At 41.3% G+C, this 25,901-nt stretch carries 25 protein-coding genes and 2 pseudogenes; 8 read left to right on the top strand and 19 right to left on the bottom strand.

Annotated features, from left to right (window positions below; genetic code table 11):
• Positions 1 to 214: 214 nt before the first annotated feature.
• The 7 genes from IM797_RS15585 to IM797_RS15555 form a co-directional block, all read right to left on the bottom strand.
• Positions 215 to 1,201, bottom strand: coding sequence for a glycoside hydrolase family 43 protein (locus IM797_RS15585; protein ID WP_228098891.1), 987 nt, complete (start codon positions 1,199 to 1,201; stop codon positions 215 to 217).
• Between the two features lie 87 nt (positions 1,202 to 1,288).
• The gene (locus IM797_RS15580; RefSeq protein ID WP_228098890.1) at positions 1,289 to 2,491 is read right to left on the bottom strand and encodes a PQQ-dependent sugar dehydrogenase; all 1,203 of its coding nucleotides are present in this window, start codon (positions 2,489 to 2,491) and stop codon (positions 1,289 to 1,291) included.
• A 63-nt stretch (positions 2,492 to 2,554) separates the two neighbouring features.
• The gene (locus IM797_RS15575) at positions 2,555 to 3,424 is read right to left on the bottom strand and encodes a sugar phosphate isomerase/epimerase (protein ID WP_194128080.1); all 870 of its coding nucleotides are present in this window, start codon (positions 3,422 to 3,424) and stop codon (positions 2,555 to 2,557) included.
• A gap of 26 nt (positions 3,425 to 3,450) precedes the next feature.
• Positions 3,451 to 4,797: a Gfo/Idh/MocA family protein gene (locus IM797_RS15570; protein ID WP_194128079.1), complete on the bottom strand. Its 1,347-nt coding sequence runs from the start codon at positions 4,795 to 4,797 to the stop codon at positions 3,451 to 3,453.
• Positions 4,798 to 4,832: 35 nt separating this feature from the next.
• Positions 4,833 to 6,482 carry a RagB/SusD family nutrient uptake outer membrane protein gene (locus IM797_RS15565; RefSeq protein WP_194128078.1) on the bottom strand — a complete coding sequence of 550 codons (1,650 nt, stop codon included), beginning with the start codon at positions 6,480 to 6,482 and terminating at the stop codon, positions 4,833 to 4,835.
• A gap of 11 nt (positions 6,483 to 6,493) precedes the next feature.
• On the bottom strand, positions 6,494 to 9,889 hold the full coding sequence (locus tag IM797_RS15560; protein ID WP_194128077.1) for a TonB-dependent receptor: 3,396 nt from the start codon (positions 9,887 to 9,889) through the stop codon (positions 6,494 to 6,496).
• 134 nt (positions 9,890 to 10,023) lie between these two features.
• Entirely contained in the window at positions 10,024 to 11,178 is a 1,155-nt protein-coding gene (locus IM797_RS15555; RefSeq protein WP_194128076.1) for a FecR family protein, read from the bottom strand.
• Positions 11,179 to 11,438: 260 nt separating this feature from the next.
• On the opposite strand from IM797_RS15555, the gene IM797_RS15550 reads away from it, so the two are divergent.
• Positions 11,439 to 12,029 carry an RNA polymerase sigma factor gene (locus tag IM797_RS15550; protein ID WP_194128075.1) on the top strand — a complete coding sequence of 197 codons (591 nt, stop codon included), beginning with the start codon at positions 11,439 to 11,441 and terminating at the stop codon, positions 12,027 to 12,029.
• A gap of 181 nt (positions 12,030 to 12,210) precedes the next feature.
• Here the strand turns inward: IM797_RS15550 and IM797_RS15545 are convergent, their stop codons facing one another.
• Positions 12,211 to 12,786, bottom strand: a complete 576-nt coding sequence (locus IM797_RS15545; RefSeq protein WP_194128074.1) for a TetR/AcrR family transcriptional regulator — start codon at positions 12,784 to 12,786, stop codon at positions 12,211 to 12,213.
• A 214-nt stretch (positions 12,787 to 13,000) separates the two neighbouring features.
• On the opposite strand from IM797_RS15545, the gene IM797_RS15540 reads away from it, so the two are divergent.
• Together IM797_RS15540 and IM797_RS15535 are read left to right on the top strand one after the other, a co-directional pair.
• Complete coding sequence (locus tag IM797_RS15540) at positions 13,001 to 13,405, top strand: DUF2147 domain-containing protein (RefSeq protein ID WP_194128073.1); 405 nt, start codon at positions 13,001 to 13,003, stop codon at positions 13,403 to 13,405.
• Positions 13,406 to 13,453: 48 nt separating this feature from the next.
• On the top strand, positions 13,454 to 15,025 hold the full coding sequence (locus IM797_RS15535) for a GMC oxidoreductase (RefSeq protein ID WP_194128072.1): 1,572 nt from the start codon (positions 13,454 to 13,456) through the stop codon (positions 15,023 to 15,025).
• 259 nt (positions 15,026 to 15,284) lie between these two features.
• Here IM797_RS15535 and IM797_RS15530 read toward each other — a convergent pair whose 3' ends face one another.
• Positions 15,285 to 15,635: a helix-turn-helix domain-containing protein gene (locus IM797_RS15530; protein ID WP_194128071.1), complete on the bottom strand. Its 351-nt coding sequence runs from the start codon at positions 15,633 to 15,635 to the stop codon at positions 15,285 to 15,287.
• A gap of 104 nt (positions 15,636 to 15,739) precedes the next feature.
• On the opposite strand from IM797_RS15530, the gene IM797_RS15525 reads away from it, so the two are divergent.
• Positions 15,740 to 16,483 (top strand): SDR family oxidoreductase, encoded by a 744-nt coding sequence (locus IM797_RS15525; RefSeq protein ID WP_194128070.1) that lies wholly within the window; start codon positions 15,740 to 15,742, stop codon positions 16,481 to 16,483.
• A gap of 120 nt (positions 16,484 to 16,603) precedes the next feature.
• Here IM797_RS15525 and IM797_RS15520 read toward each other — a convergent pair whose 3' ends face one another.
• From IM797_RS15520 to IM797_RS15490, 7 genes and pseudogenes are all read right to left on the bottom strand, one after another.
• Entirely contained in the window at positions 16,604 to 17,080 is a 477-nt protein-coding gene (locus IM797_RS15520; protein WP_194128069.1) for a CYTH domain-containing protein, read from the bottom strand.
• Positions 17,071 to 17,841 (bottom strand): CHAD domain-containing protein, encoded by a 771-nt coding sequence (locus IM797_RS15515; protein WP_194128068.1) that lies wholly within the window; start codon positions 17,839 to 17,841, stop codon positions 17,071 to 17,073. The genes IM797_RS15520 and IM797_RS15515 overlap by 10 nt, the downstream gene beginning before the upstream one ends.
• Positions 17,842 to 18,056: 215 nt before the next feature.
• Positions 18,057 to 18,818 carry a hypothetical protein gene (locus IM797_RS15510; protein WP_194128067.1) on the bottom strand — a complete coding sequence of 254 codons (762 nt, stop codon included), beginning with the start codon at positions 18,816 to 18,818 and terminating at the stop codon, positions 18,057 to 18,059.
• Between the two features lie 238 nt (positions 18,819 to 19,056).
• Positions 19,057 to 19,374 (bottom strand): MazG-like protein, encoded by a 318-nt coding sequence (locus IM797_RS15505; protein ID WP_194128066.1) that lies wholly within the window; start codon positions 19,372 to 19,374, stop codon positions 19,057 to 19,059.
• A gap of 20 nt (positions 19,375 to 19,394) precedes the next feature.
• On the bottom strand, positions 19,395 to 19,733 hold the full coding sequence (locus IM797_RS15500) for a nuclear transport factor 2 family protein (RefSeq protein ID WP_194128065.1): 339 nt from the start codon (positions 19,731 to 19,733) through the stop codon (positions 19,395 to 19,397).
• 98 nt (positions 19,734 to 19,831) lie between these two features.
• Positions 19,832 to 20,020: pseudogene (locus tag IM797_RS15495) on the bottom strand (helix-turn-helix domain-containing protein); the annotation flags it as partial.
• A 273-nt stretch (positions 20,021 to 20,293) separates the two neighbouring features.
• A complete protein-coding gene (locus IM797_RS15490) occupies positions 20,294 to 20,665 on the bottom strand; it encodes a helix-turn-helix domain-containing protein (protein WP_194128064.1) in 372 nt (123 codons plus the stop codon).
• 204 nt (positions 20,666 to 20,869) lie between these two features.
• Here IM797_RS15490 and IM797_RS15485 point away from each other — a divergent pair, with 204 nt between their 5' ends.
• The 3 genes from IM797_RS15485 (at position 20,870) to IM797_RS15475 (ending at position 23,508) form a co-directional block, all read left to right on the top strand.
• The gene (locus IM797_RS15485) at positions 20,870 to 21,217 is read left to right on the top strand and encodes a nuclear transport factor 2 family protein (protein WP_194128063.1); all 348 of its coding nucleotides are present in this window, start codon (positions 20,870 to 20,872) and stop codon (positions 21,215 to 21,217) included.
• Positions 21,218 to 21,520: 303 nt separating this feature from the next.
• Positions 21,521 to 22,819: an ATP/GTP-binding protein gene (locus IM797_RS15480; protein ID WP_194128062.1), complete on the top strand. Its 1,299-nt coding sequence runs from the start codon at positions 21,521 to 21,523 to the stop codon at positions 22,817 to 22,819.
• Complete coding sequence (locus tag IM797_RS15475) at positions 22,804 to 23,508, top strand: RloB family protein (protein WP_194128061.1); 705 nt, start codon at positions 22,804 to 22,806, stop codon at positions 23,506 to 23,508. Before IM797_RS15480 ends, IM797_RS15475 begins: the two co-directional genes overlap by 16 nt.
• A gap of 79 nt (positions 23,509 to 23,587) precedes the next feature.
• On the opposite strand, the gene IM797_RS15470 is transcribed toward IM797_RS15475, so the two are convergent.
• The gene (locus IM797_RS15470; RefSeq protein WP_194128060.1) at positions 23,588 to 24,148 is read right to left on the bottom strand and encodes an NADPH-dependent FMN reductase; all 561 of its coding nucleotides are present in this window, start codon (positions 24,146 to 24,148) and stop codon (positions 23,588 to 23,590) included.
• Positions 24,149 to 24,354: 206 nt separating this feature from the next.
• Between IM797_RS15470 and IM797_RS15465 the strand changes: the two genes are divergently transcribed.
• Entirely contained in the window at positions 24,355 to 24,948 is a 594-nt protein-coding gene (locus IM797_RS15465; protein WP_194128059.1) for a DUF4468 domain-containing protein, read from the top strand.
• Between the two features lie 351 nt (positions 24,949 to 25,299).
• Here IM797_RS15465 and IM797_RS28415 read toward each other — a convergent pair whose 3' ends face one another.
• Together IM797_RS28415 and IM797_RS15455 are read right to left on the bottom strand one after the other, a co-directional pair.
• Positions 25,300 to 25,560 carry a YHS domain-containing protein gene (locus tag IM797_RS28415; RefSeq protein ID WP_228098889.1) on the bottom strand — a complete coding sequence of 87 codons (261 nt, stop codon included), beginning with the start codon at positions 25,558 to 25,560 and terminating at the stop codon, positions 25,300 to 25,302.
• Between the two features lie 19 nt (positions 25,561 to 25,579).
• A pseudogene (locus tag IM797_RS15455) lies at positions 25,580 to 25,901 on the bottom strand (transporter); the annotation flags it as partial.

The raw sequence follows: 25,901 nt of genomic DNA, 5'->3' as shown, positions 1-25,901 counted from the left end.
TAAAAAGACACCAACATCCAACAAATCGGAAATATTTGATATTATAGGAAGAGCAGAGCCACTGCGTTTGCGAGAGCGCATACCGATGTACTCCTCAGTTATGCGAATGGCTTCATCGAGTTCGGACAGTTCAAATTCCTTCGCATCACCCGGACTCAGGATGATAGTTTTAACCCCATCTGTACCGGAACCGGGTCATTTGGTCTGATTGCGCTTATCTTATCGGATCAGCAGCTACCCCATCAAAGGTTATGGTCACTGGTTTAATCAATCCCTTTGCATCAAATTCCATTTTCTCGATACAGGTTACCCTATGGTTACCGTTGCTTTCACCCAATGGTCTCCGGTGATAGACGATGTAATATTCATCTTTTTTAGGGTGTTTGATCACAGAATGATGGCCCGCACCGGTAGCAACTTTAGGATCCTGTTTCAAGATTTTATCGATTCTCTTAAATGGCCCCATAGGTGAATCTGCTACGGCGTAAGCAACAGAATAATCCGGTCCTGTCCAGCCACCCTCAGACCACATAAAGTAATATTTGCCATCTTTAATAAACATGTATGGTCCTTCCACATAACCCTCAGGAGTAACTTCCTTAAAGATCCTGCCGTCTTCAAAAGGGATAAATCCCGTGAAATCCTCGTTCAGTTTGGCCACATTACAATGCCTCCAACCACCATAATACAGATAGTACTGGCCATCCTTGTCCTTAAATACAAACTGATCTATCGGTTGTGCTCCGTTGTAAAATTTATCAACAAGCGGTTTACCTAAGTGGTCTTTGAACGGACCTTCAGGAGCATCGGAGATACCCACACCGATGCCCCCAACTTCATTGTCATTCTGAATGTCATTGGCGCCGAAAAACAAGTAATATTTTTTATATTTTTTAATGATAGAGGGTGCCCAGACCGCCTTTTTTGCCCACTTGAAATTTGCGGTGTCTACTACACGTTCATGTTTTTCCCATTTCACCAGGTCCTTGGAAGAGAAGGCATCCATAAAAACCTGATCTTCATATTTAGCTGAATATGTTGGGTATATCCAATAGGTTTTACCAAATACAGTTCCTTCCGGATCGGCATACCAGCCAGAAAAAACCGGATTTCCTGAGGTTTTCTTTTTCTTCTGCCCATGGACTGGCATAGTCAGCGCTAAACAGGCAATAGCGATCAAAAAACGTGTTATGTGTTTCATTCTACATTACTTTTATAGATAACTTTCCCTTCCAAATATAATATAGATTTATTCGCATCATACATAAGTATTTATTTTAGGTCTACATTACTTCTTGCTTATTTTATAGAGCTTGCCGCTATCGGTACCGGCGTAAAGGTTGCCGTCTTTACCAACAGCCATGCAGCGCCAGCGTTCCATCCTACTCTCCAGCAAACGCTCCTCCCCCACAACTCTATTGTTTCTGATGACCAAACGGGCAATATGCACACCACCCAGGCCACCTAGTAAAATATTGTTTTTCCACTCCGCAATGTTACCCGTGTAAAAAATCATACAACCCGGTGAAATACTGGGATCCCAATAATAAACCGGTTGGATAGTACCCTCTTTCTGCTGAATGCCTTCGTACACTTTCTCGCCACTATACTCAATGCCATAAGTGACCACAGGCCAACCGTAATTTCCCCCAGCTTTGATCAGGTTCAGCTCATCGCCACCACGGGGCCCAAACTCAGCCTCCCACAAATCTCCTGTAACAGGATGAATAGCCAAACCATCCGGATTACGGAAACCCAAAGCATAGATTTCGGGCCTGGCATCTTTCTTTCCGATGAATGGATTGTTGGCAACAGGCTTGCCCTCCTTGGTGATATGGATCATCTTGCCTGTTGTAGCGCTCAGATCCTGCGCCTTTTGACGAATATTGTTCGCACTACGATCTCCCGAACTCACAAAAATATTGCCTTTTCTGTCAAATACCAATCGTGAACCGTACTGCCCACCACCTTTGTGGCGGGGTACAGCCTCAAATATTACACTTACATCTGCTAACCTGGTCTCATCAGCAGATAATCTGCCTTTAGCAACAGCCAATGCCGCACCATTTTCACCAGGCTGGGCATAAGTCCAATATACCATGCGGTTGATTTTAAAATTCGGATCAATGTTTACGTCGAGTAAACCGCCCTGCCCCTGGTAATGTACTTTAGGGAAACCTGTGATCGTTTTTACGATTTTACCCGCAGTAGTCAATATTTGCATGGTACCTGATTTGCCGCTAATCAGTAAACGTCCGTCAGGCAATACGCAAATACCCCATGGATCTTTCAGATCGGTATTGATCACCTCATCTTTATATCCGGTTTTGCTTTTAACGCTACCTATTCTGGTCTGGCCTTTAAAGGCAGGTTTGTAATCGGCGTTGGCTTGCCTGGTCTCTACCGGGGCGCCAGTCTGGGCCATGCCAGAAATACACACTGACAATAGTGCAATGCCCAATGCCAGTGTTTTATAAGGTTTTAATAACATAAAATAGTCGTGGTTGATAATTCTGGGTAAGTTTCAATGTTTGTGCTCATCTTGTTTATGGGTTCAGTCTTTTTTTAGGCCATTCAGATATTTGATACTTTCAGGCACCTGACTAAGGGATGAACTGCTTTCATCCTCAATGTAATAATGTTTTACGCCGGCTTTGCGCGCCGCTTTTATCACTGCCGGGATATCAATTTGTCCGGTGCCTAAAATCACATCGTTATCCTTCGCAGTATTACCTGAAAGGCTGCCGCGTTCAATGCCCTTTTTCAAATCTTTCATATGCAATGCTTTATAACGAGAACCGTACTTAATCAGCAATTGCGCCGGATCCTGGCCAGGCAAAAATGCCCACAGGATATCCAGTTCCATGCTCACATATTTGGGGTCGGTATTTTTAAGCAGGTAGTCGTAAAGCGTGCCATCCTGATAAGGCTGGAACTCGAAACCATGATTATGATAAATGAAAGTAAGGCCATAGGTATCTTTCAGCAGCTTACCAGATTTATTAAAGTCGGCAACCGCCTGCCTGGCATTTTCCAGGATAAAAGTACCTTTGTAAGGAATTCCGGCTATGCGGACAAAAGATGCACCCAATATTCGGGCGGTCTTTCCGACCTCCTCGGTCTTGTTTACCAGGTCCTCATAACTTACTCCGTACGATGAGCATTTCAGTCCTCTTGCATCGCACATTTTGCGCAAGTCCTCAGGCGTTTGTTTGAATAGGCTCGAAAACTCGATATCTGTTATACCATTGGCTTTGATTAAATCCAGCGTGCCGGGCACATCTTTGGCAAATTGGTTTCGATAGGTATACGATACAATACCCGGGGCCTCAGGAAATAGTTTTTTCTGGGCTATTACCTGGCTGCTTACCAGGCCGCCTGCCAAACCTAGGGTTAGCAGTGGTTTTTTTAAAAAATGGATCATGTGAAATTGTTATTGATCAACTAATATTAAACTTTAGGTTCCCAACCTGGCTCGTAGCTACGTTTCCATAGCTTTTGCGCCTGAGGATCATTTAGAATATGACCGTTCTTCGGGTCAAGATGAAGTTCCCGGCCTACACGCCAGGCTATATTGCTTAACTGCATCCCGATGATGCTTTTATGCCCGGTCTCCACATCGCAATTCGGTTTACGGTTATTGCGTATTGCATCCAGGAAATCAGCCACATGCATGCCATCCAGACTCAGGCTTACGCTGGCTGTATTGCGACCCTGTACCGGCTCTTCCTTGGTTTTAGGACCAACATCTTTCAGCAGTTTACCTTTCAGGTCAAACACTTTGTAAGCATCAGTCCCCGTGCTTAAGCTTCCATTCTCACCATAAAAAATAATCCCGCGCTCATCACCTTCAATTCTTCGGCCGTTCGCACTGCTGCTTTCCCACATGATCATTTTCTTCTCGGGATATTCCAACGTTACAACCTGCGTATCCGGCGTTTCCCAATCGTCCTTATAGGCATAGCGTCCGCCTGACGAGGTTACTTTTACAGGGTAGTCAACTCCTAATCCCCAACGGGCGATATCTACTTCGTGCGTCCCATTGTTTAACGCTTCACCAGTACCCCAATGCCAAAACCAATGCCAGTTGTAATGGATCAAGCCATCCTGGTAAGCCAGTCGTGGTGCAGGTCCTTGCCACAGGTCATAATTTAGCGCTGGCGGCGTAGTGCCGCGTTTTAGAAAAGTAGGCTTACGGTCATTCGTGTACCAGGTTTTTGCATAATAAACCCGACCAATAATACCTTCGTGTAATTGTTGTATCCCCTCCGTGAGTATTGGGGCTGAACGGCGCTGTGCCCCCATCTGCACAACCCGGTTATATTTACGGGCAGCAGCAATTGCAAGTTCGCCCTCATGCGGGTTATGGCTTAAAGGCTTTTCTACGTATACATGTTTTCCTGACTGGCACCCCATGATCGTAAGGGGCGTGTGCCAATGATCGGGCGTAGCAATATAGATGGCGTCAATATTTTTATCCTGCATCACCTTGCGGCAATCGCCCTCTATTTTAGGAACGGTTATTTGCTTATTATCGGCTACAGCTTTTAGCGCTTTTGCAAAAACCCGGGTATCAACATCACAAAGTGTCAGTATCTCTGCATCCTTTTGTCGCGCGAAGGTGCTTGCCATGCTAGTGCCCCGGCCATTTAAACCGATGATCGCGACATGGATTCGTTCATTGGCACCAATGATATTGCGGTAACTTTTCGCGCTCATCCCAAACAGACTGTTGCCTGCCAGGACTCCTGCCGATGTTATCGCTAGTTTCTTAATAAAATCTCTTCGTTTTTCCATAAACTGGTTAAATAGTTGTAATAGTTTGCTAAAGGCTAAAAGCCATCATTTTGCGGATATTTATTACCTGTGATAATCCGGTCGATCTGACTTTGAGGTATAGGTCTTAAAACATGTTTCTGCTGGATATTGGGGCCGGCATCAGGATTGTATAGCTTGACACGCTCTACGAGTTTATTTGTTCTTACAAGATCCAGCCAGCGGGTTTGTTCTCCACATAACTCACGGGCACGCTCATCGAGAATATAGTCAAGCGTAATCTGCGCTGGTGTTACGTTCATTGCAGCAACATCACCATTGGGAAAAGCTGCACGCGCCCTGACCACATTGATGTATTTTGCCGCATTGGTATTGTCATTCAGATTGACAGCTGCTTCAGCAGCCAGCAGATAGGTCTCCGCCAGACGATAAACGATAATCGGTCTAACCGAGGGATCATTGATGCCCGCCCGTTTTGTATCCTGGTATTTGGTCATAGTCGGATATAACTGTAAGGTATAGTTTCGCGGAGGAACCAACAAGTAACGGGTTGCATTGATCTTCGCATTCGTCACATCCACTCCTGGCATGTAAATAGCCGTATCACCTAAGGCGTATTTAGGTACCCCGTTAACCTTTGGAATTTTATCAGCCGAGTTAGACAGCCATACAGACTGAAAGGTTTTGTAGTACCTGGTATCATTGGTTTTGTCAGCAAAACAAACATTTCCCAGCCAGCTGGTCAATTGAACACGGCCATATGGTCGTCCGTAAGCCATAGAGCGGACCAGCCCAGGATAGTTCTCATACCCCATCACGTAATGAAAATTCAATTCACTACTAACACCATTATAAGTCAGGTTAGCAGTATGCTGAACACTCCAAAGGACCTCCCGGTTGGCCTCATTGCCTTCCGAAAAAACGGAGCTAAAATCCGGCAACAATCCCAGGTTCAATGTTCCTACGTTATCGATTAGCGCTTTGGCAGTATTGTAAGCATTTTGGAAGTCGTCCGGTTGTTTGGCAGATGAATATGCCCTGGTCAGGTAGACTTTCGCCAGCAAATGGGAAGCCGCAGCAGCGGTTGCCTTACCCGGTAATACACCGTTGAGCGTCGGACTTGGGGGAAGGCCCGCAACGGCATCCTTCAGATCCTGCACAATAAAATCATAAACCTCTGCAATTGGTGCCCGATCAGCGCTGGTGCTGGGTTCACTGATGAATTTTTTGCTCAAGGTAACCGGACCGAAAAATCTAAGCAGTAAAAAATAGTAATTGGCACGTAGAAATTTAGCTTCTGCGATTTTCTGTTTAACGGAGTTGGCATCAAGACCGGTTACTGTTGCGCCATTATCAATGATTCCGTTGCAGGTATTGATATAGGTATAACATGGATTCCAGACACCGTATAAAAATTCACTGCTGGCGTCATAACTGCTTGCATACACATTAAAACTGGAGTTACCACCCCCTCCGGATTTGAATTCATCAGTTCCCGGCACGGTCATGGTCATCAGCTTTTCTGATCCCCATAAATTACGGTTGCCCGCATACGCAGCATCCAGCCCGGATTGAAATCCTTGGGCTGTTTGGAAATATTGTGGTGTAAGTGAAGATTTTGGATCTTCAATCAATTGCTTGTTGCAACTGGAAATGACGATAGCCATTGACGTGATCGCAAAAATGCGATATAAAAATGAGCTCATGTGCGAATCAATTAAAATGAAACATTCAGACCAAATAGCAAGGATTTAACCGGGGGCGTATCCACACCAAGCGTCCCTGCAGATTCAGGATCAGCCCCACTGAACCGGTTATGCAGTGGAGAAAACAAGATGATCGCATCGTTCAGGGACGCGTGAAGCCTCAAAGACTTCGCTTTAATCTTCGATGCGATTAGCTGAGGAAATGTATATCCTAAACTGATAGTCCTGATTTTAAGATAGGAAGCATTATAGTAACCCAATAAATCCCCATAAGCGGGTGACCCTACGTTAAAATTAGGTTTTGGATATTTGTTTGCATGATTTGATGGCGTCCAATAATCCACATTCAGGTTATTGGCTTTACCGTTCAGCGCATTGACATTACTGGCGGGTTGTAGCCAGGTTGCTATCTGAGTGCCCCCTACGCGGTAAGATCCGACAACTGCCAGATCAATACCCCGGTAACTAAAGCGGTTGGTAAATCCACCGAAAAATTTAGGTTGACGAGTACCTACTATGGTCCGGTCCAGGGAATTGATCACACCATCTCCATTTAGGTCTGCCACCCTGATGGTGCCAATCACAGAAGCCGCTCCGGTCATGGTCAGATTCAGACGCCTGGCTTCAGTGGAGTCAGCTTTTGTATTTTGCCAGATGCCTACCCGCTGGTAATTGTAAAGCGAACTTATAGGCGATCCGACAAATCTGTTATTGCCAACATCTTCGGTAACACCATTTTGTAATGCCGTAATCTTGTTACGGTTAAATGTCATATTGAAACCGGTTGTCCAGCCGAACGCGTTCCTGGAGCTTGCCTTTACATTTACCGTATTAATCGTGATTTCCAAACCTTTATTTTCCGTTTTGCCTACGTTGGCCAGGAACTGGGAGGTATAACCGGTGGTGATCGGAAGATTTTGGGGAAGAATCAGATCACTGGTTTTTTGCTGATAAACGTCTACCGTACCACTTACCCGATCTTTGAACAAGCCGAAATCAACCCCCAAGTTCAATGATGCTGTGTACTCCCAACCTAACTTCGGATTGGGCACATTATTGGGGTAAGTACCCGTAACGTAAGTTGTACCATAATTGTAATTGATAATCCCCAGACCACCGAGCGTTTGGTAAGGGCTAACCGCTGCATTACCAACTATTCCATACCCAACACGCAGTTTCAAGCTCGATACTGCATTGATTCCTTTCATGAAATTCTCTTCAGAAATATTCCAGCCAGCTGCTGCAGAGGGGAACAAATGATATTTATTTCCGGGCGCCAGTGTGGATGAACCATCAGACCTCATGGTTAGCGTTAACAGGTATTTACTCTTGTAATCATAGTTAATCCGGCCCATGAAGGAGACAATAGAAAATTTGGAATATGTGCCCGTCCCCTTAAAATTAGAACCCAGTTCCGGGTTGTAATATTGTACATCATCAGCCAGAATGTTGTTATAGGTCAAGGTCGTACTGTACTTGTTATCCTGCTGGTAACTGAAAAGTCCGGTACCTGTAACATGGTGGTTTTGGGCAAATGTATTCTCGTAAACCACAAGGTTTTCCACAGTAAAATTCCTGTAGTCATAATTACTGTTTCTGGCTGTTGAAGGGCCGCTGAGATTCTGAAAAGTAGTACTGCCATAGAAATCCCCGTAAGTCTCAGGTGTCAGTTCCACACCACCATTAAATCTATACTTAAGATGAGGTGTAAACTGTGCTTCGGCATACAGGGTGGTGAACGTGTTGTAACGGGTTCGGTTCTGAACAACCGCGCCCGGAATAAGATTGGCAAGCGGATTATAAATTAAGGAGCCACCACCTGGAAATGGGATCAGATTGCCAGCTGCATCATATGGAACGGTTAGTGGGCTGGATTGTAAAGCCTGAGATACCGGGTTTATCCCTTCACCATTAATCCGGCTAACTGAGTTAAGTGAGCTGATCCCTACTTTGAAGATTTTTCCCAATTGCTGGTCAATACTTACCTTGAAGCTGAAACGATGAAAAGAAAGACCAGGAAAAACACCCGTTTCACCAAAATAACCTGCCGAAATCGCATACTTTGTCTGTTCAGTACCACCCGACAAACCCAACTGATGATTGGTCCGGAAACCATTTTTGAAGATCAGCTTTTGCCAGTTTGTATTGGTTCCGTTCTGTAGGCCGGCAAGTTCAGCTGGCAGAAAAGTTATTCCATCAGTGTAAAACTTTGGATCGTCAATACCATTGTAGGGGTTTGGCGCGTTAGCTACATTCGGATTATTTGCATGGTAGCTTCCCCATTTTTTATAGACCTGATAATCATCAGGCTCCATCACATCATAATAACCTAAAGGTTTCATAACCCCGGCATAGCTACTATAAGATATAGCAGGGGCTCCCATTTTACCGCGCCGGGTAGAAATAAGTATCACACCATTTGCCCCTCTTGAGCCATAAATAGCGGTTGCTGAAGCATCTTTCAGGATCTGAACGGACACCACATCATCCTGGTTCAGGTCATTAATATAAGTACCATTAAAAGGAATGCCGTCTACCACATAAAGTACATCATTCGTTGCACCCAACGATCGCTGTCCACGAATGGATATAGATGGAGTGGCTCCGGGATGGCTATTGCCGCCGCTTTTTTGAATATCAAGACCAGGTGTCTGACTTTGTAGTGCACTGACCAGGTTGCTTACAGGTACACTTTTCAATGCCTCTTCATTAACGGAGGCAATTGAGCCCGTCACATCAGCCTTTTTCTGGGAGCCATAACCCACTACCACCACATCATTCATTGTAGATACCTTTTCCTTTAACGTCACATCTATTCGCGTTCGGTTGTTCACGGCTACCTCCAATGTTTCATACCCTATGGCCGAGAAAATGAGCGTTTGGCTACCGTCTGGTAACTTCAAAGTATACATCCCATTGGAATCGCTACTGGTACCGATTGTGCCCCCTTTTGCCCTGACATTTACCCGGGGCAGGATTTCACCTTTAGCATCCCTGATGGCACCTGTTACCACAATGTCAGCGATCTCTTGATCAGGTAGCTGAGGTTTCCTTTTGATCACAACGGTCTTCTCATAAATGGTATAGGAAAGGGCCTGGTTGGCAAAACATTTATCTAGAAAATCTTTCAGTTCTGCTTTTTTTACTGAAATATTTACCGGAACACTTTCGCTGATCATCGCGGAATTGTACAGAAAAGCATAACCGGTTTGGTTATGAAGCAATTCAAAAACCCGGGATAATGAAGTATTGTTCACAGATATGCTGACCTGCTGGGCATAACTTGCCGCATTGACCTGCAAAATAGCAGTTAGTAAAAAAGGGATCGTAAGTTTCACCACCAGACCGATTTTTGACGACATACAGGAACCAGACCTGCATGGAAATGCATGGAAAAATTTATACATTTGGTTAGAGTTAATTTATAACTGATCGTTTCAAGGATTATAGTAAGTTGCTCAAGCTTAATTGGCTAAAACCGGCGGCGCTCCAACGCTTCCGGTTTTTTTCTTTCAGCAAATCTTGTCATAAAGTTGCGGCACTATGGCATAACAGTTACCCTCCTTCCATCAATTTTAAAATGAACGGTACCGGTTAATTCAAGTGTGGTTAAGAGTTGAGAAATGTCTTTAAACATCGGTACCGTACCGCCGAAATTCTGACGTTTTAGATTTCCCTTATAACTGATATCTACATCATACCAGCGCGCAACCTTGCGCATAATGGTTTCGATATTTTCGTTATCAAATTTAAAAAACCCATTTTTCCAGGCGATTACATTTTCTGTATTCACGGCACGTACACTAAAACCTGATGCGCCCTTGCTTAAAACGCCCTGTTGGTTCGGCATTAGCATCGTGCTGCTGCCATCTTTAATTAGCTTGACCGAGCCTTCCAGCAAGGTTGTTTCAATTGTATTTTCATCATGGTAAGCCATTACATTAAAGTGTGTCCCTAAAACCTGTACTTTCATTCCATTGAGCGCTACACTAAATGGCTTCTCTTTGTTCTTTGCAACCTGGAAATAAGCCTCGCCGGTTAATTCAACTGTCCGTTCCGCAGCGGTGAAGGTAGTAGGATATTTTAATGATGAACCAGCATTCAACCATACAACTGTACCATCGGTCAACGTAAGTTGATATTGACTGCCAAGCGGTGTTTCTATCGTGTTATAGGTAACTATATTTTGATCTGGCCTATTCGTATTGTTTCCATAAACCACTTTGCCATCAGCAGTTTTGCTCACTATGGATGCGCCCTGCCTGGATATGATTCCCGTTTGGGTATCGTCAAGATCTAATTTTTTACCATTTGCGAGCGTTAAAATAGCCCGATTTCGGCCGGGAGCATGAATCGTTTGTATTGATTTGGACTGAACAATTTGAGGCTGATTTTTCTGCTTGTCTTTTTCATACAGCCAAAGCGATATACCGGCTGCAAGGAATATAAACACAGATGCCGCTGCAACCCAATAGCGGAAACTATTGCGGCGCGTGATCTCCTCAGCCGATATTTCTGACCTTAGTTTTTCAAGGATTTGCTGTCTGACTTCGTCGGAATTACCCATTTCCGCCGACCACTGTTTAACAGTCAACTCAAAATCATCTTGATAATTTTCCAGCTGCACCAACTCTTCAGGACTACAATATCCCGACGCGCATTTCTCGAAAAGTGTTATAAACTGCTCTTTGGTCATAAATGGTTAAATTATTAGGGCTATATAATAGTGCAGTGCTCAGCTGCACGGCCTCAATAAATGTATAGAGACTTTTTTTAAAGGCTAACTCACATACAACTCATGTTTTTTTTTTAAAATTATGTAAATAGGTGTCGTGCACACAGGCTGTATACATTCTTTAGTATAAACACATTGATCATTTCGTTTTATCTTTTTCAGTATTAAAAAAGAGTATAAAATTTAATGGGTATTTTTGTTAATTTAGCATAACCAATTATATGCTTGATAGAAATACCCCCGATGATGAACTATGGGAAGCCATAAAGTTTGGAAGCATCCCTTCTTTCGAATTACTTTTCGATCGTTACTGGCAGGCAGTATATACCACGGCATTTTCTTTTTTAAATGATGCAGAGTCGGCAGCTGAAATTGCCAACGATACCTTTCTGAATATCTGGAGGAAGAGGGATACACTGATTATTGGCTCATTCAAAAATTATCTGACTACCAGCGCACGTTATCATACCTATAAAGTATTGAAGACTAGAAAAAAGATGCGGTTGGCCTATGTTGAGAATTACGATCAACTCCCAATTTCCGGAACATTGGTGAACAATGAGGGTGAAGAAAAAATCAGGTACCTTAACTTACAAGAGGACATAGAGCATGTTTTACTTGACCTGCCGAAGCGTTGCCGAGAAATTTTTCTTTTAAGCAGGATAGCAAATCTAACCAATGGCGAAATAGCAGAAAGACTCTCCATATCCAAACGAACGGTCGAAAACCAAATATGCATTGCTCAAAAATATCTACAGGATAACATGAAACACATTGCATTAACATTGCTGCTTGCCAGTATTTTGAAATAAATATTTGGTGTCACTATTGTAACATGCAATAAGGGTCATCAGCCACCAGATCCTTCCACCAAGCTCCGGCAGTAAAATTTTCCACTGGAGTCTCTAACACCAGCAGGTAATAAATCTCACCATATCGCTCGGTCAAATCTTTCAAGCCCAACTACACATTCAATCATGGAAATTGCCTGATTTAAGTTTTATCAATTTTACTTTTAAAAGCACCTACAGATCCATTGATACTTTGGATTAAAAAAGAAATAACTTCTGCTGTAGCTTCAGCAGATTCTTTAAAACCACCAACTACCCAATCTCTCATTAAAGCAATTGTGCCCTGTTCCCCGAATAAATAGACTTTATCCAATAAAGATTGCTGCAAGCCGCCGTTCTTCTGTGCAGCAATCTCAGTATTCCTGAAGGATGACAGTGCCTTGGAAAGCAGGTTGCTGGAGTCAGACTCAGAAAAAATGATTACGCTCATTTTTTTATCACTTTCCAGCGTCCTGCACGCAGCCAGAATAATATCGTTGACATTGTTGATGTCTTTAATAGAAACCATGAGCGCATTTAAGATCTCGTTTTCCATTTCCCGTATCATTTCATACGGTGTGCTGTAGTGATTATAAAAAGTATTCCGGTTAACGTCTGCCGCTTTGCAAAGTTCAGTAATTGATATCTGATTGAGGGGCTTGCTATTCAGCAAGTCCAGCATGGATTCGCGCAATACCATTTTAGTATAGCGAATGCGTCTGTCATTAGATCCTTTCATATCTACAATTTTTATCTCCTGTTATACTTACCGAACAATCTGGCCCCCATTTGCCTATTAATGATCAATCACATGGAAAATTGAAAATAAAATTATCCATGTTGGCTTTTAAATTGCAAGCTGCTACAAAAGTAACACATTGCCTATTTATAAGCAAGCTGTATACATAGTGACAAAGATTTAGAATTTTAAATATTACAACCTATTCGTAGTTATGGAAACAAAAAAAAGATCAGTTAGCAAATTCTGTTTCATTGCAGTTTTGCTCATGTCAGGCACCCTTTGTGCCCAGGCCCAGGATTTGCAGGGAATTTGGCTTACCAAGAACAGCATCAGCAAGATTGAGATTTACAAGGCAAAAGATGGATTGTACAATGGAAAATTAATATGGACAAAAGACCAGAGCGAGAAGGCTAAGAAATTTCACGGAGCGCTGATCCTGACCGGGCTTAAAAAGAAAAGTGATCTTGAATACCAGGGTGAAGCGCATGATCCGGAACAGGATAAAACATATAGCTGCACCATCAAAGTAAAAAGCGCTAAAGAACTGGACCTGAGGGGTTACATTGGCATCTCACTTATCGGAAGGACCGAAAGGTGGACACGCGTTTCTAAATAGACGTTTTCAAGCCGTGTTTTGTAAGGATATCTAAAGCAACTATGCATCATGGATAAAACAAAAAACATCTTTTCGGGTATATTGAATACAGGCAGGTCATGGTTTTCGAAATCAACCTCCCTTTCGGGAGCGCAGCCGAGTACAAGCGGGATAGAAACCAACAGGCCTATTATCATCATCGGTTCCGGATACGGGGCTGCTGTTGCCGCTTTGCGTCTTTGTGAAGCAGGAAAAAAAGTATTGATCCTGGAAATGGGGGTCGACTGGGCTAAGTCAGGGATCAAATACTCCAGCTTATTAAAACCCGGGAAAAGTGCGGCCTGGCTAAAAAATAAAACCATTGCCCCATTCATGAATATTTTTCCATTACGCCCCTTCACGGGAGCTTTAGACAGGTTTAGTTTCAAAAATATCGACATTTGGGTTGGCAGAGGCGTTGGAGGTGGATCAATAGTAAATGGTGGGATGGCTGTAATACCTAAAAAGAGCTATTTTAAAGAAATTTTTCCAAGTCTCGATGCCGAAAAATTTTATAATTTTTATTTCCCATTGGCAAGCCAGGAGCTAAAAGTGAATGGTATCGATGAACAATTTTTAAAAGATTGCCCTTATTATAAATATACCCGCGTAGGAGAATCTGAAGCCCGTAATGCCGGCTTTAAGACCGTAAGAGTACCAAATGTTTACGATTTCAAATACATGGAAAAGGAATATAAAAATGAGGTACCAAGGTCTGCCCTGAATGCCGAAGTAATTTATGGCAACAATTACGGCAAAAACAGCTTGGACAAGACCTATCTTGAAAAAGCATTGGCTACAGGCAACCTGGAAATCCTGGAACTGCACTGTGCTGATGCAATCACAAGAAATGACGATAACAGCTACAGCATAAATGTTAGACAGCTCAATACCTTAGGAAAAACTGTTGCCGATAAAACTTTTCATTGCACTAAGTTGGTACTCGGTGCCGGTACCATGGGAACCCTAAAGCTACTCCTGCACTCCCAGGCTTCCAATAACTTTCCTCTTGATCCATCTGTAGGAAAGAACTGGGGAAACAACGGAAATTTTATGACGGGAAGAAACTGGGTCAAGCCATTCTCCGGAGGCACGGGAGCGCAGCAATCCACCATTCCTGTAGGCGGAGTTGACAACTGGGATGATGATGAACATCCATTTTTTACAGAAATTGCACCTTTACCACTTGGTATGGATGTGGCTACAGCACTTTACCTGCTCATCAACCGAGTGGATAAAAAAGGGTTGGTAGGACACGATAAAGCGAGTGGCCGACTTGTATTAGAATGGGATAAAAGCCATACATTAAAGATGAAAGCGAATGCAAACTATTTTGTCCGCAAAATGAACCGGGCTAACGGGGGAACGAGAAGCCGTCTGCTGTTTAGGAATGGTTTCGGTGCCAACATTTGCTATCACCCACTAGGGGGTTGTGTATTAGCCGAATCCACCAATTTATATGGCAAACTCAAAGGGCATGACAACCTCTATGTCGTAGACGGATCATTAATCCCGGGAACCATTGGTGTAAATCCCCTGATGACTATCACAGCAATTGCTGAGTATTGTATCGAAAACCTTATTCAGCAGGGAGAGTTATGACAGTTTTAAAGCAATACCAGGTGAAACAGATGCAGATAAAAATGATGCCTTAGTAAGTTATACCCGAAAAGGTATAAAAGTTCCATTTACACATAAAATATACCCTATCGGGTACTATTTAAATTATTTTCACTAAAATCGTACCCGATAGGGTATAAAATAACGTTATTAAAGTTTAAAACAGGCATTTTCAGCATTCGTCAGCTACTGGACGACGAAGCTGATCTTTATAAATCGATGCGTTTAAGCATGATCAATTCTATTTACCTATAATTACTTTACGGTGCGCTATTCCCCATTCTGCCAGGTTGTTGATAATGGTCTTTAACGTCATGCCATATTCTGTCAATTGATATTGCACAGATATAGGCTGAGTATCTAATACAGTACGCGTGATCAATTTATTGATCTCCAATTCCTTTAATTCTTTACTCAACATTTTATTCGATATGCCCTTTACGTCATTCAGAATGTCGGAAAATCTTCTTTTGTTATAATAGCAAATGGACGAAATGATGGAAATTTTCCATTTCCCGTTCAAAATGTCCATCGCATCGTGGACAGCCATAATCTCTTTTTTGTGCCCCAACTGGCATTCATTTTCAGTCATAAGTTACCTTGTTACCCAAAAGTTACTGTTACTTTTCGTTACAAAGTAACCTAAATAAATTTAGCTATTCTAACTTTGCACCATAAATATTTAAAAATTTAACCATGGACTTTACAAATAAAAACGTCGTTATTACAGGTGGAACTACCGGAATAGGCTTAGCAACAGCAAAAGCATTTATCAATGCAGGCGCAAGCGTGTGGATTACAGGTAGAAATGCTGAAAATCTACAAAAAGCAAGAGCAGAAATAAACAATCCGAAATTGATTACTGTACTATCCGACACTTCAAAAATCGAAGATATTTCAATTCTGGAAAAAGCAGTTGCAGAAAGCGGAAACAAATTAGATGTCCTTTTCCTAAATGCGGGAATTGCGACCTTTGAGCCCATAGAAAAAGTAACTGAGGCAAATTTTGATGCACAATTCAATACCAATGTCAAGGGACATTTCTTCACATTGCAAAAATTACTCCCCCACCTTGCAGATGGAGCTGCGGTGGTATTCACTTCTTCAACCGTAGCCACAGCGGCAAATTCGGGTGCCAGCATATATTCTGCAACCAAAGGAGCATTGAATAAAATTGCCCAGATTTCAGCCAACGAATTGGCGGGAAGAAAAATCCGTGTCAATATCGTTAGTCCAGGACCCATTTTAACCCCTGGTTTAGAAAATGCCGTACCATCAGAAGCAAAAGCGTTTTTAGCTCAGGCTACAGCGCTGCAACGACTTGGTGATCCTGATGAAATTGCAAAAACAGTTTTATTCCTGGCTTCCGACGCCGCAAGTTTTATTACCGGAACAGAGATCATCGCAGATGGTGGTTACCTTAACTACGCATTAAAATAATCCGTAAAAACCGGGTAAAATGCTATAATCATGGATAATCGCTAATCATTAGGCAAAAAAACGTCGCTTTTCTTATCGAAAAACGGCGTTTTGCTTTTGATTAAGATTGTCGGTGCTATTCTATTCACTATTCGGGACTATAGGGCGCAAGGCTAAACTGGAATTCGAATACCGATCATCTTCCGTAACTTCCCTGCCCAGCCAATCTGGTCGGGAAAACTGCTGATCCTCAAAATTAAGCTCGATTTCAGCAACGATGAGACCTTGATTCGCTCCTAAGAATTCATCCACTTCCCAGACCAGGCCGCTATCCTCCGGGATTCGATACCTGATTTTCTCAGTTCCTTCTGGTTTGAACCGATACAGCATCTCCTGAACATCAGACTTTGGTATCTCATATTCATACTCCAGCCTGGTAATCGCTTCTCCGGCACCCTTGACCGTTATAAATCCCTGATCTCCAGCCACCCTAATACGAACTACCCGATCCTCCCCGTTCAGTAAATAACCCTGTCGATAGTGCTTTCCATCCGGTTTGTCCAGAGCATACCACAATTTTTTATCCACTAAAAATTTCCGTTCAATTTCTACCCCCATGACTTATTCTTTTTTTCTATCAACGCTTTACCAGCAGTAGTAGCCCGGGCCTGAAAATTTTCAGTTGCTGTTTTAACTTTCCTAAGCATCCGTTGAGTATTGCTTTTTAGTTCGGGAAACAGAACCGCTGCCAGTACCTGATCGTGCCAGTCGCCAATAGCGGTCTGCACCTGCTGCAGATATTCTTCATTGAAAGGTTCACGCAATGCGTCCTCCACCAGCGGAAAATTGTACAGGAGGACTTTCAGCCGCTTTCTACAGTCATGCATCTCCTCCACTCCGGCACTCGAGACTAAACACTCCCCGATGCCCAGAAGCTCCCTTTCATAAAAATCCCTGACTTTTTTGTCTTTCACTCTCGGAATGTGCTTAAGTAACTTTTTCTCCGCACGGCGCAGCATTGAGAGATGGAGAGGCCGGTCTTTACGCAGTTTTCGAGCCGCCTTTTTCATTGACCGTTTTTCCGCCGAAAGATATTTTTTATCTGCCGCCGGCAAGGTCTGGGCCAGTTGGAGATGTAAGTAACTGTCTCTGACCATTCCACTGAGCTGATAGGTTTCTTTCACCGGCTTTAGTTTATTCCTGATATCGGTCTTGGCATTGGTCGTTTCAATCAAAGAAGCCACAGCACGCAGCTTCTTGATGCCTACCCTAAACTTGTGCAACTTATCCTGATCCCCTTTTTTCATAAACCCACGCAAAGCGCGTTTCGCTGATTTGCCTTCTTTCCTGATCTGAGCTCTAATTTTTTTCTTCTCCATAAACCCTTTTAAAATACATGCGCTATTACTAAACACAAGACCACCATAAAGGTTTAGCACAACCATATCAAACCAGATCATGGATATCTTTGTTATCTTGTAGTACCCCCTCCTTCGCGAACCGCTTTGCCATGCTCGCGATAAATTCGGAAATTCCTGGATGCTACTCAACGAGCATTAAGTTGAATGGTATATACAAAGCACAAAACTGCGCTCTATCCCTGTCGATATATTACTTCCCATGCTGGCTCAAATTCTAATTTGTCAAAGTCAAATTCGTGCATATTTTTTCCCTCATAAATGCCGTTACTAAAAGTATCTTGAATCCAATTATTAAAAGTCCACCTTCCAGCTTTCTCAGGTTTGCCCCATTTTCTTGTCTTCAATATTGTTGCCTTTGCGTTAATTCTTTCAGATAACGCTTTTAATATAGGTTTGGAATCGATCTTTAAATTCTTTCCAATTGCAATGACTATGAAATATCCGAATTTAATGTCGCGCTCTTTTTCGAAATCTCTTTCATTGGATATGGTAATATAAATATCCGGTGGTGATTGTCTTTTGTCGCAAATTGTCCAAATGGGATTCCAAAGTTCAAAGTTGAGAAAATAGTTTTCAATGTTATCAGGTGTTGTCCATTTCTCGTGTGATTTTTCATCCCATTTCAGTCGTCCAAGTTTTATGTCTGAGTGATATATAAACTCTCTGTTATCCCTTTTAGATACTCGTTTTTCAGGTTTGTATTTTACGACCCTAATTCCTGTTTCTCTGATATTTTCAGTTTGTTTTATGAGTAAGTCAAAATAGGATTCAAAGTCAGATTTCCAATTGACTGTTATCCAGGGTGATTCATTCTCGTCGATCTGTCCGAAAATCAGGTAGAAGTCATAGGGTCTGTTCTCCCAACTTGAACTGGCATGAGTAGCGTCTGCGAAAATGTCACTAAATATATTTCTCAATTTCTTTATTAATTTCATATGCTGTCAGCTCTTCCTGGTTTCCTAATGATGGCGCAAACGTGCTGGGACTACATTGGGTTTGAGACGAAATTAAGCCCATTCTTTGGATTTATCAAATCATAACTGTTCTCCATACGCATGAGATGTATACCTCCCAATATCTGCTGAACAGGCCCTTCTTTTACTGTAGGCCCGCTCGATAATGAAGGTGCAGCTTTGCCTATACTGCTGCAGATTGGAATAAGCCTTCAAGGTCTTAAAGCAGTTTTTCAGTCTTTGTTAAAAATTTATGAACTGCCGCTTTGATGTCAATTCCGGACCTTTCAGCAAGAATGATCAACCACCAGATATTTTCGCCCAATTTATGTTCTAGCTCTTCCTCAGAGCCGGCTTTGGGCCAGCGCCGCTGTTGAGACATTATGTTACGCCCTACTAATCCTGCATCAGTAAGATAAGCCAATGCATCTTCTTCTACCGTCCATTCGCTTCCATGATGTGTCAGCTCCAGCTCATGATATTTCTTTCTAATTTCCAGAGATTTCCGGATAATTTCATCGAAATTTTCTTTACTCATAACCTTGTTATTTTTATATTTTAGTGAATCAAATCTGCCATTACGTATGCAATTTTGCCGTCTTTGAATTTGAAATCAAAAGTCCCGCGAATTTTACCTTCGGGAAAATCTCCTGTGAACTGCACTTCCAAATGGGCATTTTCGTCATCAAATATTTTAATCTTCAATTGCGCTGTCTGTGTATTGTATCCGATAAAGTAGCTGTCAAAATATTTCTTAATTCCTTTATGACCTTCAAATTTTCTGCCCACCGAGGGATCGTTTAAAATCGCGTCGGGTAGGTAAAATTCAAGATATTTTTCCGTGTCGAATGCATTGCTTGCAGCAATCCAATTCCCAATAAAGATTTCTATATTCATACTAAATTTTTATATTCATCATGAATCGGAAATCCATAATGATTGTCATGATAATTTTGGTGAAGGCTGTAACCAAATACAGGGATAATTATGGTCAGTTAGTTCAGTAAGCTCTTCTTGTAATCAGAGGGAGAAAAGGAAGTCTTGCTTTTAAATAGTTTATTGAATGATTGAGGATGTTCGAAGCCTAAACGATAAGCGATTTCGGCTATAGTAAGTTCATCTTGTGCAAGATATTCTTTTGCCTTTTCAATTACTTTTTCGTGGATGAACTGCTGTGTGTTCAAGATTCTCATCACCATGCTCATCACAAAAGTTAGTATACGCCAAAATCGCGCTCAACACCTTGGGGTAGTTTAGCTCAGCTGTCTTTAGATCAGGTTCCATCACGTTTCTTAATAGCATAAGGGTAATTTCTTAAAATCTTACTATTCCGCCATATTTAAAAGTATCGTCTCTGGTCCAGACTTATGCAATAAAACTTCCCCTCCTGCTCGGTGAACAGATCAGAATGATATTCCAACAGCTCATCCGGCAAACCAGGCGTATGTCCTGCCTTTTCAGGTATTGCATAGGTTCAACAATTTTTTGTGGCTTGTGCCCCAAACTTCTAATTCCATGATAACTGGCTTCAATGCGTATCCGATTTCTGTCAGCTCATATTCCACACGTGGCGGTACTTCTGCATAAACCGTCCGGCTGATTATTTTATGCTCTTCGAGCTTACGCAGTTGCAAGGTCAACATCCTTTCAGTAATTCCAGGTAATTTCTTCCTTAGTTCTCCAAATCTAAGTTTACCACTTAATAACCACGAACAGATTACTAATGTCCATTGTCCACCGATGATATTTGAGGCATATGCTTCCGAACATTCATCGCTCAGCGCAAGCTTATTGGAGAAGTTGGTTGATGATTGCTTGATCTCACTCATTACTTACATTATTTATAGTACCTAACAATTGGTGGGCAATATACAAAAGTTTACAGGCAACCTTAACTTTGTCTTACGTATACGAATCATTGATAACTTAATCAGGATATGCTGAATACAATTTAACAAGGGCACAAAATTGAGCATGACTATTAAGATTATTAAAGCATTACTGAATCTATTCACATTCAAAAACAAACAAAAATGAAAAACGCAACGATATTACACAAAGCCAACGAATTCGTTAAAAAGGGAAACTATGAAAGTTTTCTAGACTATTGTACACAGGATACCAAATGGTTTTTTGTAGGCGAACGTATCCTTGAGGGTAGAGATAAAGTACGAGCCTATATGAAAGAATTCTATTTGGAACCTCCCGTATTCACCGTCGAAAATACAATTGAGGATGGTAGCTATGTAACTGTGACAGGTGAAATCACCTTGAAGGCTGCAAATGGAACCTATAACCACTATGATTATTGCGACGTCTGGCGTTTCGAAAATGGAAAGATTGCAGAATTGAAAGCTTTTGTCATTGAAAAAAAATCTTAAAAAAAATAGCAAAAAATCATACGTAAGTAGCTGACAAATAAGCCAAATTGTAACAAATACAATAATTATGTGTCTAAACATCATGCTAACTTTAAATATAAATTCATAAAAGAAATATCAGGAAAGAAAGGTTCTGAATATACACGAGATGAGCTTAAATCAAGGCATTTATTGGCTTAAGGGTGCAAATGGCATCTAATACATCTTTATAAAACGATTTAAAGTGAGATAATTTCTCATTTATAATCGTTTTACTAATTTTAATTGGTTATTTTTGAGAAGTATTCTCATAAATTCCACAATATGCTAATAGAATTCACAGTCGCTAATTTTCTATCCTTTCGAGACAAAAAAACAATTAGCTTTAATGCTACGGCAATAAAAGAATATACGGACACCAATTTAATCCACGATGGAAAGCATACTTTATTAAAAGGTGGTGTCATCTACGGCGCTAATTCCAGTGGCAAAAGTAACCTCATTAAGGCAATGTCTACTATGCGTAGATTAGTTTTACAAACTTTCGAAAGATCATCAACATCAGAACTGGAGGTAACTCCATTTTTATTGCAAGTTGAAAATGAAGAATTGCCCTCTTTTTTTGAAGTATTATTCTTGGTAAAAGGTATTAGATATCGTTATGGATTTGAGGTTACTAATCAAGATGTTAGAGCAGAATGGTTGTTTGAGGCAAAAAAAAACTCAGAGAAAGCACTATTCATTCGCGAAGGCGATGGAATAGAAGTTATGAAAGGTTTCACCGAGGGAAGGAATTTGGAAGAGAAGACCAGAGATAATGTCTTATTTCTTTCTGTTGTCGATCAGTTTAACGGCAAAGTGGCCAAATCCATAATGGCCTGGTTTGATAATTTTGTGACGATCTCTGGGCTTAGCCACGAACGTTATACAGGCGTGACTTTTAGTTTGCTTGATAACGATGACACTAATCAGCTATTACAAGATTTCTATAACACGACCGACCTTGGCTTTGATAAGGTGAAAATTTATAAAAAGGAATTTGACATTTCTGGATTACCAAAAGATCTTCCTGAATCAATAATGCAAGAGGTTAGTACAAAACTGCAAGGAAAGATGATGGTCAATGCACGTACTTTACATAAGAAATACGATAATCAGAACAAAGTCATTGGCTCTGTCGAATTTGACATGGACAGCCAAGAATCCTCAGGCACCAATAAGGTATTCAATATCTCGGGGCCAGTATTTGATGTCCTTAAAGATGGTGGGGTTTTGGTAATAGATGAATTAGATGCCAGTCTTCATCCGCTGTTAACCTTAGCGGTGACTAGGCTTTTCAATTCTAGAGAACTTAACCCCAAAGATGCCCAACTTATTTTTGCCACCCACGATACTAACTTATTATCTTACGGCAATTACCGTAGAGATCAGATTTATTTCGTAGAAAAGGATCAATACGGTGCTTCAGACCTTTATTCCCTGGTTGAATATAAAGAAGATGGCACCTTAAAAGCAATCCGGAAAGATAGGTCCTTTGAGAAGGATTACATCCAGGGTCGCTACGGTGCCATTCCTTTTATCGGAAACTTAACAAACATCGCAAAGGAATGGCAAGAAAAATAAAAATACCTAACGAACATCTCAAAAGGTTTGCCAGAGCAGAACAAAGGCGTGCACAAAATACACGTTCCAAGCGAAAGTATTACCTGATTGTATGTGAGGGCGCTAAAACTGAGCCTAATTATTTTGAAGGTCTAAAGCAGGACTTGCCCAAAGGTGTATTAACCGCCTTTCAAATTGATGTGGAGGGAACAGGGAGAAACACGATGTCGTTAATAGACGAAGCGATCAGGTTGAAAGGAGTATATGAAATGCAGACAAACCGGCCAATAGATAAACTTTGGACCGTTTTTGATAGGGATAGTTTTTCAGCAAACGACTTTAATAATGCTGTTATGCGTTGTAAAAATGCGACCCCAGAGATTGGTTGTGCCTGGAGCAATGAAGCATTCGAGTTATGGTACCTCTTGCATTTCCATTATTATAACAATGTAATGAGCAGAAGGGAATATCAACGACTGATAGAAGAAAACCTTAAACCGGTGGTTGGAGATGGTTATCGATATCAAAAGAACAGTACAGAAATGTACACTCTTTTAAAGGAACATGGAAGTATTGAAAATGCGATAAGAAATGCAAATCGGCTTGCAAGTAATTATCAGGGCAGGGAAGATTATGCTAACCATAATCCAGGTACGATGGTACACAAATTGGTAGAAGAGTTATTATCCTTAAAGGACCAGGCACATTAATAAAAAAATCCCGACAATTTAATTATAGTGAAATGGACTATCCTAACAAGAACTACCCGATCCTCCTTGTTCCAGTATACTATGCCCGCATAATCGATTCGCGAAGTGCAGACCCAAGGCCCATCAAGGAAATAAGCAGTTCATTGTCGTTCAGCACGCCCCCTTCATCAAATTTGCCTTTGATACCAGGGATGATCAGTTCTGTCCCCTCCGACAATCTTGCTCCAAGTGTTTCCATGATCAACCTCAACTGAGCATGGCCCTGCTGACCATCAGCCGAGGCTGTGATCAAGGCAACTGGCTTATCGAGGAATACCGTGGTCGACACACACCATTCCAAAAGATTTTTAAGCCTCGCGGGAATACTGAAGATATACTCGGGAGAGCAAAATATGACCGCTGGAGCAACTGCAACTCTTCCAAGTAGCTCAGCAACTCGTACGGGCAAAGATTCGGACTTCGAGGGATCAAAATGCGGCAGTGATCCAAGATCATCGAAAATAGTAAACAGCAAATCATCAGACATCATCGCCGCGAGCAACTCCATCAGCTTGGCATTAGACGATGCGCTGCTTGCACTGCCAATGATAACCAGCACATTCGGTTTATCAGAACTGAAGTCAGATGTGGTATAAGTCATGCGGCAAACTTAAGAAAACAGATGATCAAAATTACAATCAAATATCAGCACCACCATCAGGAACTTCTGGCTTTAGCTTATCATTTTATTTATTCTTACGCTCAGGAGCTTGTTTATTTTACCTTATTTTTGTTAGTTTAGGACACTTAAAAGGTAAACAATTCTGCATTTAAAACATCCTTATCAATTTATAAAACACTACCAACATGAAAAAGACATTGATTATTACCATATTATTGCTTGTCTCACAGTTAAGTTTTGCGCAATATTTTAAATTAACTCCGGGTGGATTTGTATCCAGTGATAATAGCGATTATACTGTGGTGGATGCACCCAATGTAAAAAAAATGGATTTGTACAAGAATGTGCTCAATGCCATTAATACGATATACAGAAATCCACAAAAAGGACTTAGTGTCGTTGAAGGTGAAAGCATCAGTATAACGGCGTATGAAGAAGGAGTTCTACCTGTAAAACTTTCTAATGGGCTCGGAAAAACACTTCGTAAATATGATTTATCATATAAACTATCCTTTCTTTTTAAAGATGGCAAGATTCGGATCAACAGTCCTGATTTTGAAGCTAAAAGATATGTTGAAGGCACTTACAGAGGTGCAAGTGGTTGGACTGGGGATGAATGGGTTACGCTACGTCTGAAAAAAGTCGGAAAATCTAAATTATATCTTTTTGAAGATGATGGAAAAGTGAGATTTGAAGATGCCTATACTGGTTTAAATAATCATTTCAATTCGCTTTTAAAGCAAATTATTGAAAAATCAAATAAGATAAATAATTGGTAAAGTAGATTTACGCCAAGGAAACTCTTCTTTTAAAACTACTTTCTACGCGGCTTCAGTTCCCCAATGAAAACTCATTTGGATTACAATTCCTTACTTGTATTTCGAGATCTTTCAATATCCAGAAAAACTTCATCATTACCAAGGCGAAAGCAACCATAAGTTTCGATGACTTTAAGCGTTCAGGGATATTTCATAACGGGTTTTTTAATTTTGTAACAAAACAAACCCAATTTGAATCCCTTTACGTTTTCGTTACAGTTTTTATGAGGAAGATGTGTTGAAGGCACTTGCAGAGGTGCAAGTGCTATCCCGAACGCTTTTTTTTCATTCTACTGATCGCTTACTATAAAATTACTTTTTCAGGTATTTTTCGGGCTGTTTGACGAACGACTTTTTGCAACCTTCAGAACAAAAACCATAAACAGTTTTATAATGAACGTGAGTTCTTGTAATACCCGCCTTAACTTTCATTTTACAAACTGGATCAATGTCATCTTTTCTCAGCGTATCCATTGCCATACGTTGAGAAAAACAATCGGCATTTGCATGAATAGGAACGGCTACATCAAATGCCAGTAAAATTGCGACTGCGGCAAAAAAATATTTTTTCATGTTATTTCGGTTAATTAAATTAAAAAGGTAAAGACACGTGAACCATTACACGATTTCCTGCATATGCTCTGCCTGCAGCAAGTTCCTGCGAACGTACATTTTGATAATTGGCACCGAAAGAAAGTCCATTTATGGCCACCTCAACACCACCAACGGCAGATAAGGAATACCCACCCGAAACAGCCACATCATATTTTTCACTTTCTACGTCTTTAGTCGCAGTTTCATATAAAATACCAATATTCGGCGCTACAGTTACTTTGTGAGCGAACCTGAATTTATGATAAACAAGTACATTTGAAGTGAATTTATTACCGTAACGGTATTCATATTTGTTTTCG

The organism is Pedobacter sp. MC2016-24, from assembly GCF_015223055.1.
In the GTDB taxonomy this organism is placed as follows: Bacteria; Bacteroidota; Bacteroidia; order Sphingobacteriales; family Sphingobacteriaceae; genus Pedobacter.
The sequence above is the reverse complement of the archived record's forward strand: the minus strand, read 5'-3'. Positions and strand labels throughout refer to the sequence as shown.

What these genes read in the sequence shown, in the direction of transcription:
- IM797_RS15575 (WP_194128080.1), bottom strand. Translation starts at nt 3,424, where the DNA reads ATGATCCATTTTTTAAAAAAACCACTGCTAACCCTAGGTTTGGCAGGC.
- IM797_RS15560 (WP_194128077.1), bottom strand. Translation starts at nt 9,889, where the DNA reads ATGTATAAATTTTTCCATGCATTTCCATGCAGGTCTGGTTCCTGTATG.
- IM797_RS15530 (WP_194128071.1), bottom strand. Translation starts at nt 15,635, where the DNA reads ATGACTGAAAATGAATGCCAGTTGGGGCACAAAAAAGAGATTATGGCT.
- IM797_RS15510 (WP_194128067.1), bottom strand. Translation starts at nt 18,818, where the DNA reads ATGAAATTAATAAAGAAATTGAGAAATATATTTAGTGACATTTTCGCA.
- IM797_RS15475 (WP_194128061.1), top strand. Translation starts at nt 22,804, where the DNA reads ATGGCAAGAAAAATAAAAATACCTAACGAACATCTCAAAAGGTTTGCC.
- IM797_RS15570 (WP_194128079.1), bottom strand. Translation starts at nt 4,797, where the DNA reads ATGGAAAAACGAAGAGATTTTATTAAGAAACTAGCGATAACATCGGCA.
- IM797_RS15485 (WP_194128063.1), top strand. Translation starts at nt 20,870, where the DNA reads ATGAAAAACGCAACGATATTACACAAAGCCAACGAATTCGTTAAAAAG.
- IM797_RS15585 (WP_228098891.1), bottom strand. Translation starts at nt 1,201, where the DNA reads ATGAAACACATAACACGTTTTTTGATCGCTATTGCCTGTTTAGCGCTG.
- IM797_RS15505 (WP_194128066.1), bottom strand. Translation starts at nt 19,374, where the DNA reads ATGAGTAAAGAAAATTTCGATGAAATTATCCGGAAATCTCTGGAAATT.
- IM797_RS15465 (WP_194128059.1), top strand. Translation starts at nt 24,355, where the DNA reads ATGAAAAAGACATTGATTATTACCATATTATTGCTTGTCTCACAGTTA.
- IM797_RS15535 (WP_194128072.1), top strand. Translation starts at nt 13,454, where the DNA reads ATGGATAAAACAAAAAACATCTTTTCGGGTATATTGAATACAGGCAGG.
- IM797_RS15480 (WP_194128062.1), top strand. Translation starts at nt 21,521, where the DNA reads ATGCTAATAGAATTCACAGTCGCTAATTTTCTATCCTTTCGAGACAAA.
- IM797_RS15580 (WP_228098890.1), bottom strand. Translation starts at nt 2,491, where the DNA reads ATGTTATTAAAACCTTATAAAACACTGGCATTGGGCATTGCACTATTG.
- IM797_RS15545 (WP_194128074.1), bottom strand. Translation starts at nt 12,786, where the DNA reads ATGAAAGGATCTAATGACAGACGCATTCGCTATACTAAAATGGTATTG.
- IM797_RS28415 (WP_228098889.1), bottom strand. Translation starts at nt 25,560, where the DNA reads ATGAAAAAATATTTTTTTGCCGCAGTCGCAATTTTACTGGCATTTGAT.
- IM797_RS15525 (WP_194128070.1), top strand. Translation starts at nt 15,740, where the DNA reads ATGGACTTTACAAATAAAAACGTCGTTATTACAGGTGGAACTACCGGA.
- IM797_RS15470 (WP_194128060.1), bottom strand. Translation starts at nt 24,148, where the DNA reads ATGACTTATACCACATCTGACTTCAGTTCTGATAAACCGAATGTGCTG.
- IM797_RS15555 (WP_194128076.1), bottom strand. Translation starts at nt 11,178, where the DNA reads ATGACCAAAGAGCAGTTTATAACACTTTTCGAGAAATGCGCGTCGGGA.
- IM797_RS15500 (WP_194128065.1), bottom strand. Translation starts at nt 19,733, where the DNA reads ATGAATATAGAAATCTTTATTGGGAATTGGATTGCTGCAAGCAATGCA.
- IM797_RS15550 (WP_194128075.1), top strand. Translation starts at nt 11,439, where the DNA reads ATGCTTGATAGAAATACCCCCGATGATGAACTATGGGAAGCCATAAAG.
- IM797_RS15490 (WP_194128064.1), bottom strand. Translation starts at nt 20,665, where the DNA reads ATGAGTGAGATCAAGCAATCATCAACCAACTTCTCCAATAAGCTTGCG.
- IM797_RS15515 (WP_194128068.1), bottom strand. Translation starts at nt 17,841, where the DNA reads ATGGAGAAGAAAAAAATTAGAGCTCAGATCAGGAAAGAAGGCAAATCA.
- IM797_RS15565 (WP_194128078.1), bottom strand. Translation starts at nt 6,482, where the DNA reads ATGAGCTCATTTTTATATCGCATTTTTGCGATCACGTCAATGGCTATC.
- IM797_RS15540 (WP_194128073.1), top strand. Translation starts at nt 13,001, where the DNA reads ATGGAAACAAAAAAAAGATCAGTTAGCAAATTCTGTTTCATTGCAGTT.
- IM797_RS15520 (WP_194128069.1), bottom strand. Translation starts at nt 17,080, where the DNA reads ATGGGGGTAGAAATTGAACGGAAATTTTTAGTGGATAAAAAATTGTGG.